Source organism: Stenotrophomonas sp. 610A2 (genome assembly GCF_030549615.1).
GTDB lineage: Bacteria > Pseudomonadota > Gammaproteobacteria > Xanthomonadales > Xanthomonadaceae > Stenotrophomonas > Stenotrophomonas pigmentata.
Genome location: NZ_CP130832.1, coordinates 2,211,618 through 2,228,486, shown reverse-complemented (window position 1 = coordinate 2,228,486; position 16,869 = coordinate 2,211,618). Strand labels below are relative to the sequence as shown.

The following is a 16,869-nucleotide window of genomic DNA, read 5'->3' as shown; positions in this document are numbered from 1 at the left end:
TGCGAAGCTGCCGGTGCAGTAGTAATGCACCAGAGGGCAAAGAAAGCCTGAAGCAACGCGCCAACGAAATTTCCAAGGACTGAAATGTGGCTTACGTAAGCAGGATGTCGAAGGTCTTATGGGGTGAAGGTTTGTTCCTTCGCCCGCAGCACTTCCAGCGTCAAGACGCCTATCACGAGGCGCGCCTACAAGACCTGTCGCAGACATTGCATCCCTATGCTTGGGGCGCGCGCCGCGTGCGTTTTGATACGCATGCTCTGACAGGCGGCACGCTGCGTCCCCTAGATCTATCCGCGGTGTTTCCTGACGGCGAAAGCTACGATGCTCCTGTACACGACGGCCTGCCGGATGCTGTATCGCTGCAGGATCTTCCACCGGGGATACAGTCAACGATTGTGTATCTCGCATTACCGCTATTGCGTGATGATGGTCGCAATTGCGCCGACGCTGAAGGCACCGCGCTCGCGCGTTATCGTCAAGCGAACCGCGTTTCGGATGACTTGTTCACCGATGCTGCCGAAGCTGAATTGGCATATCTCAGCAAAGCAGTGAAGCTGCTTACCGACGATCAGCCCAAGGATGCCTACGCAACGGTTCCTGTTGCGCGCGTGCGCAGGACCTCGAGTGGCGGCTTCGAGTTGGACGATGAGTTCATTCCGCCGTGCGCACAGTTGCAGGCATCGCCGTTCCTGCATCGCGAACTGCGTTCCGTGCTGGATGCGCTGCAGGCAAAGGTCGATGCGCTTTACGGCCTGCATCGGCAGACCTCGCAGAACATCATTGAATTCCGCTCGGGCGATATCGCTTCGTTCTGGCTGCTGCATACGATCAACTCTTCATTCAGCGCACTGGCGCACCTGCTGCATCATCCGCAGCTGCACCCGGAACGTCTGCATCAGGAGTTGCTGCGCATGGCCGGTGCGCTGCTCACCTTCTCCAACACCTACCAACTCAACGACCTGCCGGTATATCGCCACGATCAACCGGAGGCATCGTTCCGCAAGTTGCTGGAGATCGTGCGTGCCTTGCTGGAAACAGTGATCTCCACGCGCTACTTCAAGATCGCGCTGAACGAAATCAAGCCGTCCTATCACCTGGGCCGGCTCGACTCACAGCGTATCGATGGCGAGGCTTCGTTCTACCTTTCGGTGTCGGCATCGATGCCGGCACAGGACCTCATCCAGACCGTCCCGATCCGCTTCAAGATCGGCGCGCCGGATGACGTCGAGAAGTGCGTGCTCTCCGCCCTGCCTGGCGTGAAGCTCACACACGCGGCACAGGTTCCTGCGGCAATTCCGGTGCGACCGGGCAGCCACTATTTCGAGATTGATCCGCGTGGCGCGCTGTACGAACGAATGCTCAAATCACAGTCGCTGATGATCTACGTCCCGGCCGGCATTGCCGACCTGAAGCTGGAACTCGTTGCGGTGACCACCTGATGAACTCACATCTGCCACCAACCCCAGGCCCGATGCCGTCACTGACCGGCAACGCTGCCATGGCCAGCAACACACCGATCTCGACAGCGCCGCAAAGCCTGCAGGATCTGATGTCGGATGGCTTCTACCTGCTGTTGCTGCTTAAGCGCGGCCAGCTGCCAAATGACGCTGAAGGCTTCGTGCAGACCGTGCAGAAGTTCCTCGACAGCGTCGAGCGTAATGCGATGCGTCTTGGCATCGCGGCCGAGGACGTGTACGCGTCCAAGTACGCGTTCTGTGCGGCCGTTGATGAAGCCATCCTCTCGCAGCCTTCGGCATTGCACGAAGTATGGGAGCGCAGCCCGCTGCAGTTGCGCATGTTCGGTGAGCATCTTGCCGGCGAGCATTTCTTCGACAAGCTCGAAGAACTGCGGCGCCAAGGTGGCCCGCGCCTGCCATCGCTGGAGGTGTACCACTACTGCCTGCTGATGGGGTTTGAGGGCAAGTACCGTTTGGAAGGCACCGAGAAGCTCGGCTATCTCACTGCGCGGCTCGGCGATGAAATCGTCTACCTGAAAGGCAAGCGCCACGGTTTCGCGCCGCATGCGCTACCGCCAGACAACATCCGCAACCAGCTGCGGCGGGTGATTCCGCTATGGCTGCCTGCTGCAGTTGTCGGCTGTTTCGGCGTGCTTGCCTTCATTGGCCTGCGTACCTACATGGGCCACGACACCCGCCAACAGCTGGCTGCTTACAACAACGTCGTGCAGATGCCAGAACGCACTGCACACATCACGATCACTTTGCCATGAGCCTGTCGATATGGACGTCCCGAGCTCCTCGTTGTCTACCGCGCTCGCCGCGATCTCACACAGCAATCGGCTGATCAAGCTACAAGCACCGAACGAAGGCTTGGTGGTTGAACGTTTCGAGGGCGAAGAAGCCCTGTGCGGCGATATGCGCCTGCAGATCGACTGCCTCAGCACCGATGCGTATCTGCAGACGGATAGTTGGTTGGAACAAGCACTGACCCTGCAACTGCAGCTACCCGATGGTTCACAGCGCCAGTGGCACGGGCTGTGCACCGACGTAGCGCAGCTCGGCAGCGACGGCGGCCTGGCACGTTACCAGCTCACCCTCGAGCCCTGGACTGCACTGCTGCGCTTGCGCCGCAACGCGGTGATCTTCCAGGAGCTGGATGTACGTGCGATCTGCGGGCAGATATTTGATGACTATCCGCAGGCGGCATATCGCTTCGACATCGAATCAAGCCTGCCACAGCGCGCCATCACCACCCAGTATCGCGAGACCGACTGGGAATTTGTCAGTCGGCTGTTGGCGGAAAGCGGGCTTGCCTGGCGTATCGAGCAGACACAGGATGGCGACGGTGCCCATACTCTGGTCGTGTTCGATCCACAGGCCGAACTTCCCGATATCGGAACGGTCCGCTTCCATCGCATCGCGGCCAGCGAGTCCAGCGATGGCATCACCCATTTCGGCGAGCAGCGGCAGTTGGTGCCAAACAGCAGCACGGTTGCGAGTTGGCATAGCGAAAAACTTACGGCCATTGCTGCACAGGCAAACGCTGAAACTGGCGACGTTCCATCGCTCGAAGTCTATGTGCAACCACGCGCCGGCCGCTTCAACGAATCGAGCTGGGCGCAAAGCGAGGCGCAGGCAAGGCTGGATGCGCTGCAGCTTGCACAGGTTCTTTACAGCGGCAGCAGCAGTGAACGGCGCATGGCTGCCGGTTCCCGCTTCGCGCTATCCCAGCATCCGCAACACGAAGGCAGCGAGTTCCAGCTGTTGGTCGTTGCCCATACCGCGGTCAACAATCTCGACAGCGGTATCGCCGAACTGCTTGGCAACAGCGCACTCGAGCGCGGCAGCTACCGGAACCATTTTCTTGCAACTGATGCCAGCGTCCCGGTGCGTGCGCTGCCGCACGATCGCCCTGCCCTGCACGGCCTGCAGACCGCACGCGTCGTTGGCGTCGCCGATGCCGCTCTCAGCCCGAACCGTGAGCACCAGGTACGTGTCCAGTTCTCGTGGCAGCGTGGCAGCACGCCCAATGCGGGTGGCCTGAGTGAAACAGGCAGTGCGCAGGCAGGCCACGCACCCGGCGATCACACCAGCGGCAACTGGGTCTCGGTTGCCGAGTGGGTTGCCGGCCCCAACTGGGGCACTGCATTCCTGCCGCGTATCGGCAGCGAAGTACTGGTCGAATTCCTGCACGGCGATATCGACCAACCACGCATCACCGGCCAGCTTTACAACGGTAACGTAGCACCGCCGTTTGGCGGCGGCATCGATGAGAGCGCAAAGCATCCCGGCGTGCTCAGCGGCCTGCACACGCGCGCGCATGATGGCGGTGGCAGCCAGCAATGGATGATGGACGACACACCCGGACAATTGCGCACGCGCTTGCACAGTTCGCTTGCCGACAGTCGCCTGGAGCTCGGCTACCTGGTCCAGCATGAGGACACCGCGCGCGGTGCACTGCGTGGCGAAGGCTTTGAGTTGGCAACACAAGGCTGGGGCAACGTACACGCCGCGCAGGGCTTGTTGCTTTCCGCCAGCACACAAGAGCGCGCTACTTCCACGGTGATGGACAACGCCGAGGTTGTTGCGCAGCTCAAAGGCGCAGAGCGTAGTCTTGAGCAGATGCAGCAGACGCTGCAGCAACAGCAGGTGCCCGGGCTCAAAGCCTGGCAACAAACCGGTCAGCTGCGCGAACAGGTGGATCCAACTGCGGAAGGCAGCTTCAAGTCCGTGGTCAACGGCCAATCGCAGTTCAAGCCCAGCGACGGCCGCGCAGCTGGTGATCAACCGGTCGAGCGTTTCGCCAAACCCGTGCTGCTTGCCGAGGCGCCGAACCATATCGCATGGACCACACCAGCAAGCGCGATTGCCTTCGCCGGGCAGAACCTGCAGCTCACCGTGCAGCAGGACCTGCATGCAAGCAGCGGCGAAACCATTGCTGCGGTTTCAGGCGGCCAGGTGTCGCTGTTCGCGCAAGCTGGGCCGGTGCGCTTGATTGCCGCCAACGGCCCGGTCAGCCTTCAGGCCAACGATGGCGAGCTGGAACTGCTGGCCGATCAAGCCATCACCGTTACCGCTACGGACCAGCGCATCGATGTGCTGGCCAAGAGCAAGGTCGTGCTGCAGGCCGGCAGCAGCGCGATCACGCTTGAAGGCGGCGACATCACCTTCAGCTGCCCGGGTGAGTTCAAGGTCAAGGCCGGCGAGCACCCGTTCAAGAGCGGCAGCAGTGCGTCGCCGCGACTGCCGCCGCTGCCTGCATTCAAGATCAAACCCGATCCGGCACGAAAGATCGAAAGCACTTTCGCCTACGACCAGCTGCGCAGCGCTGCCGAGAAGTCCACCACCATCGAATTTGTGATGATGATGGCACCGACATTCGGCTTCGACATACCTGCCAGAACCTATATGAAGCTGCAGGAGGCATTGAAGGGCGGAAGTTTCCCACAACCAAAGCACGAAGTGCTCAGCGGCGGCCCCTACCCAGCCGACTACGACAACAAGAAGCGTGTCATCCGCGTACATGCCTCGGCGGCTGATCAGGCATCGACGTCGATCGAGGCCTCACGCGAATTGCTGGCCGTGCTTCTGCACGAGTTTGGTCACCACGTAGACAACGTGCTTCGCAACGATCTGGCAGAGAAAGATGCCAGTGGCAAGCCAAGCATCGCCGGCGACAGCGCGCATGAAGAAGGTACGAGCATGGCGTACCGGTTCGCCTTCTTCGATCTTGAAGGCAGCCATGAAACGACCTATGCCGACTACACTTCGCCCGAGTTCAGCGGCCCGCTGAAGGTCAACTATGCCGAGGTGCAGGCTGCACTGCGGCAGCAGGGTCCGGTTGCCGCGCAGGACAACCAGTCACACGACGGCCGCTACGAAGGCTTCAGCGCAGGCGATGGCGAGAACCACGCCAAGAACCCGGGACAGTCATTTGGCCACCGTTCGATCGAAGCCGTGCTGGGCAGGGTCGGCTTCAGCCGCAGGGACCTGGCGGCGATCTACTTCGGCAACTGGCTGCGCGACTATTCGCAGCTGCTGGATCCGAAGATCGTACGCCCGCCGAACATGCCGAAAGATCTCGGCAAGTATATTTCCCGCGAGGCGCTGACCAAGATCGTCGACATCCTCGCCGGCGGCGAATTCCACGAGCTGCGCTACCGCGACAAGGCGCATTACGAGGTCACGCCTGCGCGGCTTGGCGTCTACCGTCCCAGCGAGCACATCGACAACCCAAAGAACATAAAGCCCGATCCAGCCGACCCGAAAACCATCGACAAGGACTTCGAGCCTTGGGTCACCGCCAACAGCCCGCTGCTTGGTGTCGACAAGAACACATCGCTGAAGCGCTACATCAGCAGCTCCAGCGCCTTCATGGCTTCGGAACTGAGGCAGGCCATTTCCCTGGGCCGCACTGCCGACGGTATGCGTCACTTTGGCTCCGCGCTGCATGTGCTGGAGGACTATTTCGCCCACTCCAATTTCTGCGAATTGAGCCTGCGCAAGATTGGGCACAGCAACGTGCTGGTCTGGACGGGCAAGGCGGACTGCAAACATACGTACCCGGTGGTTACCGGCATGTTCGGCTCCACCGACGTGATTGCCAGCCTGGCCGAACCCATCGCGCACAAGCTGTTCAGCGTGGAGAGCTGGGAATTCAAGGCCAGCAAACCAGGTGACCGCTCGGACAGCGAGAAAATCATGCTTGTCCTGCTTTCCGAGCAGAGTGATCAACGCTACTACAACGCTTTCCAGAATTTCCTGAAACTACGCGATCGCATGCTCAGCATTCCAGGCCACGAATACCTGGAGCGCGCCGGCTGGATCGCCTCGGCACCGATGCGGTTGATACTGAACAGCTACAACCTTGTCTACCAGCAGTTGCTGCTGCTGATCGGCAACAGCGTCGACGATGCCCAGACCATGTTCGACTCGGACCCGAACAAGAATGGCTCGACCGATCCAAGCCATTCGCAGCTGGCCAAGGATCACGACGTGCATCCACTGCATACCCTCGCAGCGAAGCTGGCCCAGCAGGCAGTAACCGAAGTGGGCAAGGCCATGCTTGCTCGCTGGAACGGGAACGGGCTCTGCGATCCGGTGAAAATTGCACAGGACTACCTGGTCCACCCCTACGACAGCAGCTGGCAATGCCCTCATGTCTCGGCCTGGGCCAAAGATCATGCCGCCAATATCCGCAGGGCTGCATCGGCGACCGAGATCGAGCACCTGCACGAAGAGCACGGAAAGGACGCACTCGAGGGTATCCGCCGCGTTGGCCGCTACGGCACCGACAGCTGGGATTACATCACCAAGTTCTATGAAGATCTTTTCGGCGAGAAGAACCAGGTCAAAGGGAGCGGCAAGAAGTGAAAAAACGCGCACTGGTCATCGCACTGCTCGGCTTGGCACTCATCGGCTGCGATGTCAGCTCATCGCACGCGGAGTCGTCGAAGGCCACAAGCGCCGCGACGGCCAGCAACGCGAAGCCTGTACTTGAAACCACCCCCACGGGCCTGACCTACCAAGGCAAGGCACTGCAGCTTGGCGCACCGATGAGCGCGTGGATCCAGGCACTGGGCCCAGACCATCGAAGCACGCAACCAAACCCCAGCCTGACGGTTCTGGTCTGGGACAAGCTCGGCATCCGCGTCTATCCGGACAACGCCAAAGCGCCCAACGCCAGCATCGTCACCATTGTCCTGAATCACATGGACAACGAAGCAGCCGGCTTTGACGTTCCCGCGCCCGGCACCGAGCTGGAACCGCGGAGCGTCTTCAACCAGACACTGTCTTTGCAAGGGCTGCCGATCACCAACCGGACCACTGTACGCGAGCTGCGCGCTGCCGGCGGCAATACATGGGACGTCAGCTGCACCAGAGGTGTAGCCACCTGCTTCACCCACCGCACCGATCTTGCAGCGGATCAGCTGTCCATCGCCTTTGCGGTTGATGGACGGATCGAAGACAGCGTGATCTACACGATTGAGCTGCAGAAGGCTGCTCCATAGCGAACCGACTGGTCGACTATCAACCCCAGAAATCGGCCTTTTTATAGGTCGTAATGTCGTCGAAAGCTGGCGCCCAGCTAATAGCCAAAGCTTCAAGCCGATTGGCGAGCGATTTCCATCAAGAACTCCAGGAACGAGTCTGAGAAGGTGGAAAATGTGCCGTCATTGTAGTCAAACCTGACAATCGGATATTCCCCTTCGAGAAGCCCGTGTCTAGTGTCGAAATAAAATGCTTCGTCGGAATCAGGGACATAGACAGGAAGAAGTCCAGCCGGAGGGAAGTCATTCCCTTCAACCAGACGGGCGTTGTATATCAGGTCATCATCAGCTATTTCCCGATCTTCGATAGAAGCCAGAGTGAAAACCTGATCAGCACCGATACTGAGATTGCCGTACTCACGCAGCCAATGTTTGTAGCTAAGAGGAAGTGGAAGCCCCAGCTGCTTCTCGGCATCAGCAATCAACTCATTGGACACGTCCTGCCCAGGAAATGCCTTCAAGCGAGGAGATTTCGCGATAATTTCTTCGAGAAATTCAAACATTTAGATATCCGCTCATTGTCTGCAGGCGCCAAGTATAGCTGCCGCCCTTGCTTTCCAGTACGACGCACGGAACGTATCGAACTGCCCGGCCAATAGCGACTCAGTACCGTCGGCGTTCTTCCGGAAGCTAGGGAAACGGGGCAATGTCTGTTTTTTGTTATTGGGATTTCGGGGAAATGGAATATGTAGAACAGAGGTGTACTTCTGATGCGTTGTTTCCATTATTTCGGCCAATGATCCTCTACGCCCATTCATGCCTGGAGCTTCAGTCATCGTCAAATGATGCAGCTGCACAGGACGCCCATCCTTTCCGATTGGCGCCAAGCCTTCTGACATGCGCTCGACATTTGTGCCGTACTTGTACTCGCCACTGGAGGGATCCTTCCAACGCACCTTCCTGTCAGGGTTGAAGAGATCATCGTTCTGGTAAACCGTGCGTCCATCACTTGCCGTTGTTTTCTCGTAAGCCAGCCCAAGCGGGTCGCAGTACATCAGGGAATTGAATGAATACTCATACAGCCCTGGTCCGGCATCCAGCCCCAATGGATCCTGGGACACGAAACCGCCAACATTTGGATCAAAGTAACGGTTTCTGTTGTAGCACAGGCCAGTTTCTGTATCTCGGTACTGCCCTTGGAAACGGAGTGGGAAGTTGATTGAGCCTTGCGAGCTTGCTTCTTCCGCACCCCACGCGCTGTAACGAATGCCCCATACCTGCCTGCCCGAAGAACTGACAAACCCTGTCACCGCACCGTTCGGATCCGTACAGCACACAAGCACGGATTTACACCCACTCGGTGCTATTACCGCATCGCGTGGAGCTGGTTCCGCGAAGATCAATGGACCCAGAGTCGGGGCAGCCCTGTGTTCAACGTCTTCTTCTGGAACTGCACCAAGCTGTATCAACTTCGGCGTGACAGCATCATCAGCTGGCCCCACAAACTGCTCGCGCACAGGTGAGCTGCCCAGCGTCGATACCCCCAGCCTCCCTATGACGGATGGCAGACTTTGGCTCGAACGCCCCTGCGTTACCGGGTCATCTTTACTTTGGTAGCCCTGCGGCCTGGACGGAAGTACCGAAACGCTGTCCTTACCGGGGCGCGTATCAGTGACACTCGGCTTTCCAGATTCACTCCGTACACCGGGTTCTTCGACAAAGGAGCCATGTTCGCCCTCGTTGAAAAAAACGACCGCAATCGGCACAAATGAACCCGGGTAGTACACATACTCCCGAACCCGCTCACGCAATGCCGCCAACCTCTGCTGCCTTGTCTTGACCTCGATCAAGCTTGCAACGTTGCCAACCCAGATCGGTGCTGCGTCCCCCGCGTCATTGGCCTGCTGCACTTCGCCCAGCAACGCATCTCCATCCCAGATGAACCACGTCGTCTGCGTCGGATTGCGCTTGAACACGCGCCGGCCCAGCGGGTCGTAGCCGTAATGGGTGACCTGTCCATTGCGACGGCTTTCGGCCAAGCGATGATTTGCATCCCAGATCAAAATCAGATCATCCGGGGCGGCGCCATGTGGCGCACCCTTGCTGACCAGGTCACCTGCCCTGTCAAAGACGTAGTGCACGCCTTGGTAGGTGCCCTCCCGGGCCCAGGTCGTCAGGTCTTGATCATCACCGCCAACCACTTTGCGTGCCTGCGTCTGCTTGATCTCGGTGCGCAAGCGGTCACCCGCCGGGTCATTGAAGAAGCGCTCTATCTTGCCCTTCGGATCGGTGTGCTGCAGCAAACGGCCAATGGCGTCGTAACGGTACTCATCAACGCCCTGCCCACTGTCGCTACGCCGGGTCAGGTTGCCGCTGCGGTCATAGTCGTAGCGGGTCTCGAACAGCGGGGCTGCATCCTTCAGGATGGACTGCGACGTCATCAGGTTGCGACTGTCGTAGCTGAAATTCCGCTGCAGATGTGGGCTCAGGGTTTCCTGTGTCGTTCGCCCCAATGCATCGCGCTGCATGAGGATTGGCGATTCGTCGTTGATCGCCATCGAGATTGTTTGATCGCGCAGGTCGTATCCAATTACCAAACGATTCCCCGCCGAGGTTTCGCGCGACACGCGATTGCCAACCTCGTCGTAACCGTAGCCCACGCGGAAGCCGTCCTGCAGCTCCTCAAGCAACTGACCAACTGGATCGTAGCGGCGCTTCACAGCGCGGGATGGATTGCGCATTTCAACCAGTTGACCAAGCTTGTCGTAAACGAAATGCTCCTGTAGCTGCTGGCCTGGATGACGTATATCCGGCAGGGTCTTACGGGTAATCCGCCCCATCTTGTCTGTGTTGAACGCGATCTTCTGGCCGAGTGGATCCACCGTGGCAGTCAGCCGACCGGCTGCGTCATAGCTGTAGCGCCGCGCTTGCCCCCAATAGTCGACCTCCTCGACGATCCGTCCAAGTGGATCACGCAGCAGCTGATAGGTCTCGCCGCGCTGGTTGATAACCGCGATCAGTTGCTCTTCGCTGTCGTAGCGGTATTCCACCGCATGACCATCGGCCTGCAGGCGTCGGCCAATCTGGCCGATACCAACATACTCCAGCCGGGTCTGCGTACCAGCTTCATCGGTGTAACGAACAAGCTGGTCTTCCGCGTCGTACTCGCAGCGCACGCCTGCCCCGTCGGACGTCGCCGTCGCCAACAAGCGGCCCTTGGCGTCGTACTCGTAGCGACTGATCTGGCCCAACGGATCAAGCTGGCGCAGCAGATTGCCCAGCGCATCCTGCTCGTAACGGCTCTCATACCCGAGTGCATCGACAACAGCGGCGACCAGACCATGGCGGTCATAGCGCAACTGCGTAACCGCCTGCCGAGCATTGGTCTGTGCTATCAGCTGGCCACTCGCATCGTATTCATAACGTGTGATGGCCGCCAATGGATCGCTCTGCGCAACCATCAGCCCGCGCCCGTCATAGCTCTGCTGCCAGGTAGCACCATCCGGCGAACGCAGTGCGATCATGTGATCGTTGTCGTCGTACTCCATCTGCAGCGTGCTGCCGTCCGCCCGTGTCAGGCAGCACAGGTTGCCGCGTGCATCGTAAGCAAAGCCCGTGCGCAGGCCTTCCGGATCCGTGACCGCCACCGTGCGGCCGAAGTCGTCGTACTCGAAGAAGGTGACGCCGTCCAGAGGATCTATTTCGCACAGCGGCAACTGGTTCTCATCGAACTTGATCACACTCAGGTGGCCAAGCGAATCGGTCACGCGCGTCTCGCGCAGCAGTGCGTCGTACTCGAAATGGTAGTCGTACAGGCCGCCATCGCCCCAGGAGTGCACTACCCGACCCTGCGCATCGAACGCGTAGTAGAACGACAGCCCGACCCGGTCCGTGTGCTGCACCAATCGATGCTGTTGATAGACAAATGTGCGCGCCGCACCCAAAGCATCCAGCGCCGCAGCCAGATCACCTTCACTGCTGTAGCGGTAACTCACCAGCGGATGCACCAGCCCGGTTGCCGGGTCGTGCAGTGCCATCCGCTCGATGCGGCCATGGCGCACATCCACGTCGATGAAGCGGCCTTGCAGGCCATCGACACCACTCTCGACGATACGTACCAGATGGCCATCGTTGCGTTCGAAGCGCCAGTAGTTGCCACTGGCGTCTTCGATGCGTTCCAACGCCAGCAGGCCATGCGCTGGTAGCGCAGCAACTCCGCTCGGCAGGTCCCCGCCGAACACATACTGCAGCCCGCCCTTGAAGCGCACCCGCAGCTGACCGTGCCGGCGCAGCAGGCGCGCACCATCCACAAAGTCGAGTATCGCTGCCGCTTCACCATCAACCGGTGGCAGCTCGGGGAAGAACGCAACCTGCCCCGGCCCCGACATCCACACCGAGCCGTCGGCCAGCACTTCCAACGTGATATCGGCAGCTGTCTGCCAGCCGATACCACAGGCGCCGCCGCGCCCGATCTGGGCGGAGCTATAGCTGCGCTGCCACGCGAACGGCAGACGGCCTGGGATTTCAAAATCCCGGTGACTGACCACAACGCTGCCGTCGCGGATATCAACCGGCTCGGCGCGCAGGATCTTGCATTTAAGCGTGCCAGACGGCAGATGCCCCCACTTTCCTTGACGCCACTTCTTGAAGGCATCCATCTTGCCCTGGAAGAATTTGCTCTTGCGCAGCTTGCCCAACCCGGCAAACGCGGCGCGGAACGCCATCGCTGTCCACGAAATTGTTGGCGGCCCGCCCACGGTCACGCTGCTGGGAATGGCCACGTTCAAACCGGTCGGCAAGGACATCGCGCGCAGCGGCTTCTTCGGCTTCTTCACCCGGAAGGGGTTGATCATCCCGGCCAGGTTGCAGTCCAGCACCGGCATCGCCAGCCTGGAGAACGGCTCGCCATCCGCGGATACGGTGCGGCTGCCCATGAAGATTTCTTCACCGTCGAACTGCGGACCCATCGGCGCCGCCAATGGTGGCGCCCAAACGCCGAGCGGAATATGCACGTCCAGCCCGCCAGTTCCGGCGGTCGCGCGATGCACACCATTGACCTTGATCGTCGAGCCGATAAACGGAATGTAGTCGAAGGGATCCAGCACCAAGCCGATATGCGGCGTTGGCAGCGGGCTTGGCGGCACCGCATACATGTGGATGTCGATGCCCAACTGCGGATCGAGGTGTTTGGCGGCGATGCTCATGGCAACACTCCTTGTCGCTCAGATCGCGCGCAGCAATGCACGCAGGAAGGCTTTGACCTCGTCGCGATAGTCGGCACTGATCCAGGCCACGACGATGATCCCGACCACGATGGCCACCGCCATCACTGCTGTTTTCCTGCTTGGCGTCATGCCAGTGCTGCTCCTGCCGTTGTTGATGCGTCACGTGTCACAGCCGATGGCTGCAGTAGAGCTGAGGGATCGGGCAGTGGCTGCATCGCCGGCGGCTCGCTCCATACGGGTATCTCGTGGTCCAGCGGATGCTCGAGCGTCGGAATACCGTTCCAATGGGGATCGAGGAAGTCGCGGCCCACGGCGACGATCTTGCGGAAGAACTCATCGCCGGCCTGGATCAAGCGCTCGCGTTCCTGCTGGGCGCGATGGAATCCCTGCTCCAACGCTGCGTCCAACTGCACCTCGATGGCGTCGAGCGCAGCGCGTGCGGGCCGCGGGCCCAGCGCCATGGCGTTGCTCTCGGCATCAACAAACACCTTGGTGCTGGCCTGTACATAGTCTGCCGAAACCTCCTGCAGCTTCTCGCAGCGTCGTGCGTCCTGCAGCAACAGCAGATCCCACAATGCCTGCGGTAAGGTCGTCGTCTTGCGGTCTGCCGGCGACAGCGGCTTTGCGATGCGAATCGCTTCCAGCAGCTCGCTGCGCGCGACCTCTTTGTTACCCGCCTGCAACTGGCACCAACCGGCCATGCGCTGCCCTTCCAGCTGGAACATGGGATTGGGGATACTGGCGGCCGACGCCGATGCCTGCAGATAGGTTTGTGCGGCGCGTTCTGGCTGCTTTGCGGTCAACCAGCAACCGGCTTCGCCAAACCAGCTCTGCATCACCAGATCCGCGCCTGCGGCATTACCGCCTGAGCGGGCACTCTCCGCAGCGCTGCGCGCAGTGCGGTAAGCATTGATGGCATTGGCGTGGTCGCCGTGCTTGAGCCAGCTGCCTGCCACCATCATCTGCACTACCGATTGCTGGTCGTGCCAGCCGCTGCGCGATGCCAGCGCCTGCGCGCGATCGGCGCGGGCTAGCACCTGTGCGGGGCTACCGCGTTCGATCAGCAGCATCAGGTCAGCAAGCAACTGACGGTACAGCACCTCTGGGCCGCGTCCACTCGCCTGCGCGGCGGTGTCACGGGCAATGGCGAACATATCGACCTCGCCGCCGATCAAGGCAGCCGTGTCACTGTGCTTGTCCAACAGCGATTGCCAACGCGGATCTTCCTGGGTGTCGACCAACACCAATCGCAGACGCTTGCCCGGGCCGGCGCTGAGTGCCGCCGATATCCAGCGCTCAAAGCCGTCACCCGGGGCATGGCGTTCTGGCTCAAACACTGCCGCCATCATGCGCATATGGTCGCCATGATGCGCAACAAAACTCTCAAGCACCTCAATCACGCCGGCAGCCGAGTCCGGGTGGGTTTCATTGGGGCCGCGCCATCCAAGTGAAACGCCCTGCTCGCGCAGTTCATCCTGACTGCCGAGATAGCGCTCCAACAAGTCCTGCTTGATCTGCCGGCTGTAGCGGAAACCGAGCTCGTAGCGCGCATCGATACGCAGGAAATAGTCCGGCGTATTGCGTCCTTCGTCGTGCCGCTGCATCTCGAAGAATGCAGCAAGCAGGCGGCTGGCGTTGGCTGGCAAGCGCCATATCAGCAATCGCCTGGATGGATCGGAACTGGCCTGTAACCAGGCTTCGCGCAAGGTGTCGAGGCCGCGCAACATGGGGGTATCCTGCACGCTGAATCTCCGTTCTGCTTAGCAGTTGAGCTTGATCTCGCTACCATTGACCGAAACGCCACTGGCGTTGATCACCACCTCTGAACCACCGGCGCTTATCCTGATCTCACCGGCGGTAATCTCGATGGCGGACGATTCGCCCACTGCAGCGATCAGCTTGGCTGCGGACGACAAGGTCATGTCGCCGGTCGAGAACTGCGAGTGGGTTTCAGTGACACCCTGCTCGAAGGTTCCCTCCACACCGATGGTGCGCGAGCCCTTGTTGGCATCCTCCACCGCACCGGTGACTCCGCGCTTGTCCAGGCCCGTAATCGTGGTTTCCCGCCCTGCCAGGTATTGCTCGGTAACCTTTCCCTGCACCTGTTCCCACGAGGTCGAGGTGATGGTCTGCTTCCACGTGCCAGTGCGCTGGCTGATGTAGTTGCCGGTCAATGTCGTGGTGAAAGAACCGGTGATGGTTTCGGTATAGCCGGCAGCGAGAATCGTCTTGGTCTGACCGGTGTGATAGGTCTCGGCGACGGCGCCGGTGACATCGGTAGTGCGTGTGCCGGTCACGGTCGAGGTATCGGTACCGGTAACGGTGATGCCGCGATTGCCGGTGATACCGATGGTCTGGTTGCCGCCCACCGTCATGCCGTGGTCAACCGCTACACTCGTGGTCTTGTTGTTGAGGATGCTCGCGGTCTGGTCATTGAGCACGGTGGTAACCATGTCGCGCTGCGCACGCATGTTCAACAGCTCGCCCCCCGCACCATCGTGCATGGAGACTTCGTTCCAACCACCGCCTTTGACCGTTTTCGACTTCAGGCCGCTGACTTCCATGCCGAACGGCGGCATGTTCTGCTCGTTGTAGACACGGCCGGTGATGATCGGGCGATCCGGATCGCCATCAAGAAAATCGACGATGACTTCCTGGCCGATACGTGGCGGCGACACGCCGCCCATGTCGGCGCCCGCCCAAGGGCTGGAGCTACGGATCCAGCATGAGGCGTTCTCACGTCGATCCAGCTTCCTGTCCCAGTGGAACTGTACCTTCACCCGGCCATAGGCATCGGCATGCAGCTCTTCGCCCGGCGGGCCGACCACCGTTGCGGTCTGCGGCCCTGGCATGCGTGGCCACGGTGTCTGTCGCAAGGGACGGAACGGAATGCGCCTGCGCAATACCTGCGCCTGCATCTCAACGCTGGGCAGCTCCGCACTGGAGAAATCACTGGCGAAATTATTGTGACCCTCGCGCTGCATCGACACCACGAAGAACTCACGGTCTGCCTCATCGCGACCAATGAAATCAGGATGCCGCTCGAGACTGAAGCAAGCACCGGCTGCTAGCTCACCGGCATTGCCAGCGCATTCGAACAACTTGGTCGGCCAGCTCACTTCCTCGTTACGTACTGCCGCCAAGGCTTCACCAACTCGGCTGTTTGCAAAGCGTGCTGCGCCGTCATAACGGTATTGCTCCAGCGGCGGCAACAAGCCCATCGGTACCTGGTTGCCCTGGTTTCCATCAAGTTGCTGCTTGGGTTGCTTGAAATCAAAACTGCGCAATGTCTGCGCGCTCGGCCCTACCCTGCGCCGCGCGCCCCAGCGATGCAGGCCGGTACGCGCCAAGGTGCCTTGATCGGACACATACGCGATCGCAGCTGGGTCACCGTGTACGACACTGAGCGTGGAGTCATCACTGATGACCAGCGTATGCCCTTCATCATCATGTACGAAGCTGTAGTACAGACCCGCGTCTTCCAGCAGGCGACTGACGAAGGCAAAGTCGGATTCATTGTACTGCACGCAATACGACAAGGGTTGCAGCTTGCCTGCATTGAGATCGTAGCGGTAGCGCGCCAACTGTTCGTAGCCGGCAAACACTTCTTCGATGATCTGCAGGACGTTCTTGTCCTGGAAGATGCGGCAATTGCTGGTGTAATCGAGGAAAGCGAACCAAGGTGCCACTTCGGCGCGGTAACTGTTGAACTGTGCCTGTTGCCCGGTGCTGGCGAATTCGCGCACATAGCCGTGCACACTGCGGCTACCGAATTCGTCGCCCAGAAGCAGACGTAGCGGCTGCCCAACCAGCTGCTTCAGTTCCAGCCTTGGCTGGGTAGACAGCAACTCGACGTGATAGAGGAATGGCGCGGAGACCGATTCATTGCCGTCAAAGCGCTTGACCAGAAATGTCTCTGGTGAAAGCGCTGTTTCCACTCGAACCAGGCGGCGGTCTTGATGCAGGCGTTGCAAGCCGCCTGCTGCTGAAAGTGATTCTGCAAACATCGGGCGTTCCGTCGTCCCATGCGTTGTCGAGAACCCGACTGTGCCATTGCTTTATGTAACGCGCCAGTTTTCTGACACCCATATCGGGTCTTTGAATGCTGAATTCGTAGGAATGTATTAGTCGATGGCGGGCTTCATCACGCAGTCCTCACGCAACCAAATCGCGGCTTGGCGGTGAACTGCGCGG

General features: G+C 60.0%; 10 protein-coding genes. 5 read left to right on the top strand and 5 right to left on the bottom strand.

The window, feature by feature from the left end; translation table 11 throughout:
• Positions 1-104: 104 nt before the first annotated feature.
• From tssK to Q5Z11_RS10055, 4 genes are read left to right on the top strand one after another with little or no spacing between them, the layout of a single operon-like run.
• Positions 105-1,439: a type VI secretion system baseplate subunit TssK gene (gene tssK, locus Q5Z11_RS10070; protein ID WP_303749854.1), complete on the top strand. Its 1,335-nt coding sequence runs from the start codon at positions 105-107 to the stop codon at positions 1,437-1,439.
• The gene (gene icmH / locus Q5Z11_RS10065; protein ID WP_303749853.1) at positions 1,439-2,230 is read left to right on the top strand and encodes a type IVB secretion system protein IcmH/DotU; all 792 of its coding nucleotides are present in this window, start codon (positions 1,439-1,441) and stop codon (positions 2,228-2,230) included. The genes tssK and icmH overlap by 1 nt, the downstream gene beginning before the upstream one ends.
• A 10-nt stretch (positions 2,231-2,240) precedes the next feature.
• Positions 2,241-6,833 carry a type VI secretion system tip protein TssI/VgrG gene (gene tssI / locus Q5Z11_RS10060; RefSeq protein ID WP_303749852.1) on the top strand — a complete coding sequence of 1,531 codons (4,593 nt, stop codon included), beginning with the start codon at positions 2,241-2,243 and terminating at the stop codon, positions 6,831-6,833.
• 32 nt (positions 6,834-6,865) lie between these two features.
• Positions 6,866-7,471 (top strand): DUF7738 domain-containing protein, encoded by a 606-nt coding sequence (locus Q5Z11_RS10055; protein ID WP_303749851.1) that lies wholly within the window; start codon positions 6,866-6,868, stop codon positions 7,469-7,471.
• A 92-nt stretch (positions 7,472-7,563) separates the two neighbouring features.
• Here Q5Z11_RS10055 and Q5Z11_RS10050 read toward each other — a convergent pair whose 3' ends face one another.
• A complete protein-coding gene (locus Q5Z11_RS10050) occupies positions 7,564-8,013 on the bottom strand; it encodes an SMI1/KNR4 family protein (RefSeq protein ID WP_303749850.1) in 450 nt (149 codons plus the stop codon).
• 12 nt (positions 8,014-8,025) lie between these two features.
• A complete protein-coding gene (locus Q5Z11_RS10045) occupies positions 8,026-12,231 on the bottom strand; it encodes an RHS repeat-associated core domain-containing protein (protein WP_303749849.1) in 4,206 nt (1,401 codons plus the stop codon).
• Between Q5Z11_RS10045 and Q5Z11_RS10040 the strand changes: the two genes are divergently transcribed.
• Positions 12,224-12,538: a hypothetical protein gene (locus tag Q5Z11_RS10040; protein ID WP_303749848.1), complete on the top strand. Its 315-nt coding sequence runs from the start codon at positions 12,224-12,226 to the stop codon at positions 12,536-12,538. The two genes, Q5Z11_RS10045 and Q5Z11_RS10040, sit on opposite strands and share 8 nt — an antisense overlap.
• A gap of 134 nt (positions 12,539-12,672) precedes the next feature.
• Here the strand turns inward: Q5Z11_RS10040 and Q5Z11_RS10035 are convergent, their stop codons facing one another.
• Genes Q5Z11_RS10035 through Q5Z11_RS10025 form a run of 3 tightly spaced genes read right to left on the bottom strand, consistent with a single transcriptional unit; the run spans position 12,673 to position 16,682 of the window.
• On the bottom strand, positions 12,673-12,804 hold the full coding sequence (locus tag Q5Z11_RS10035; RefSeq protein WP_303749847.1) for a hypothetical protein: 132 nt from the start codon (positions 12,802-12,804) through the stop codon (positions 12,673-12,675).
• Positions 12,801-14,417, bottom strand: coding sequence for a hypothetical protein (locus tag Q5Z11_RS10030; RefSeq protein WP_303749846.1), 1,617 nt, complete (start codon positions 14,415-14,417; stop codon positions 12,801-12,803). Before Q5Z11_RS10030 ends, Q5Z11_RS10035 begins: the two co-directional genes overlap by 4 nt.
• Before the next feature lie 18 nt (positions 14,418-14,435).
• Positions 14,436-16,682: a type VI secretion system Vgr family protein gene (locus tag Q5Z11_RS10025; RefSeq protein WP_303749845.1), complete on the bottom strand. Its 2,247-nt coding sequence runs from the start codon at positions 16,680-16,682 to the stop codon at positions 14,436-14,438.
• Between the last annotated feature and the right edge of the window lie 187 nt (positions 16,683-16,869).

Excerpts from the sequence above, each read along its gene's own strand:
- tssK (WP_303749854.1), top strand. The coding sequence starts at position 105 with ATGTCGAAGGTCTTATGGGGTGAAGGTTTGTTCCTTCGCCCGCAGCAC.
- icmH (WP_303749853.1), top strand. The coding sequence starts at position 1,439 with ATGAACTCACATCTGCCACCAACCCCAGGCCCGATGCCGTCACTGACC.
- tssI (WP_303749852.1), top strand. The coding sequence starts at position 2,241 with ATGGACGTCCCGAGCTCCTCGTTGTCTACCGCGCTCGCCGCGATCTCA.
- Q5Z11_RS10050 (WP_303749850.1), bottom strand. The coding sequence starts at position 8,013 with ATGTTTGAATTTCTCGAAGAAATTATCGCGAAATCTCCTCGCTTGAAG.
- Q5Z11_RS10040 (WP_303749848.1), top strand. The coding sequence starts at position 12,224 with ATGGCCACGTTCAAACCGGTCGGCAAGGACATCGCGCGCAGCGGCTTC.
- Q5Z11_RS10035 (WP_303749847.1), bottom strand. The coding sequence starts at position 12,804 with ATGACGCCAAGCAGGAAAACAGCAGTGATGGCGGTGGCCATCGTGGTC.
- Q5Z11_RS10025 (WP_303749845.1), bottom strand. The coding sequence starts at position 16,682 with ATGTTTGCAGAATCACTTTCAGCAGCAGGCGGCTTGCAACGCCTGCAT.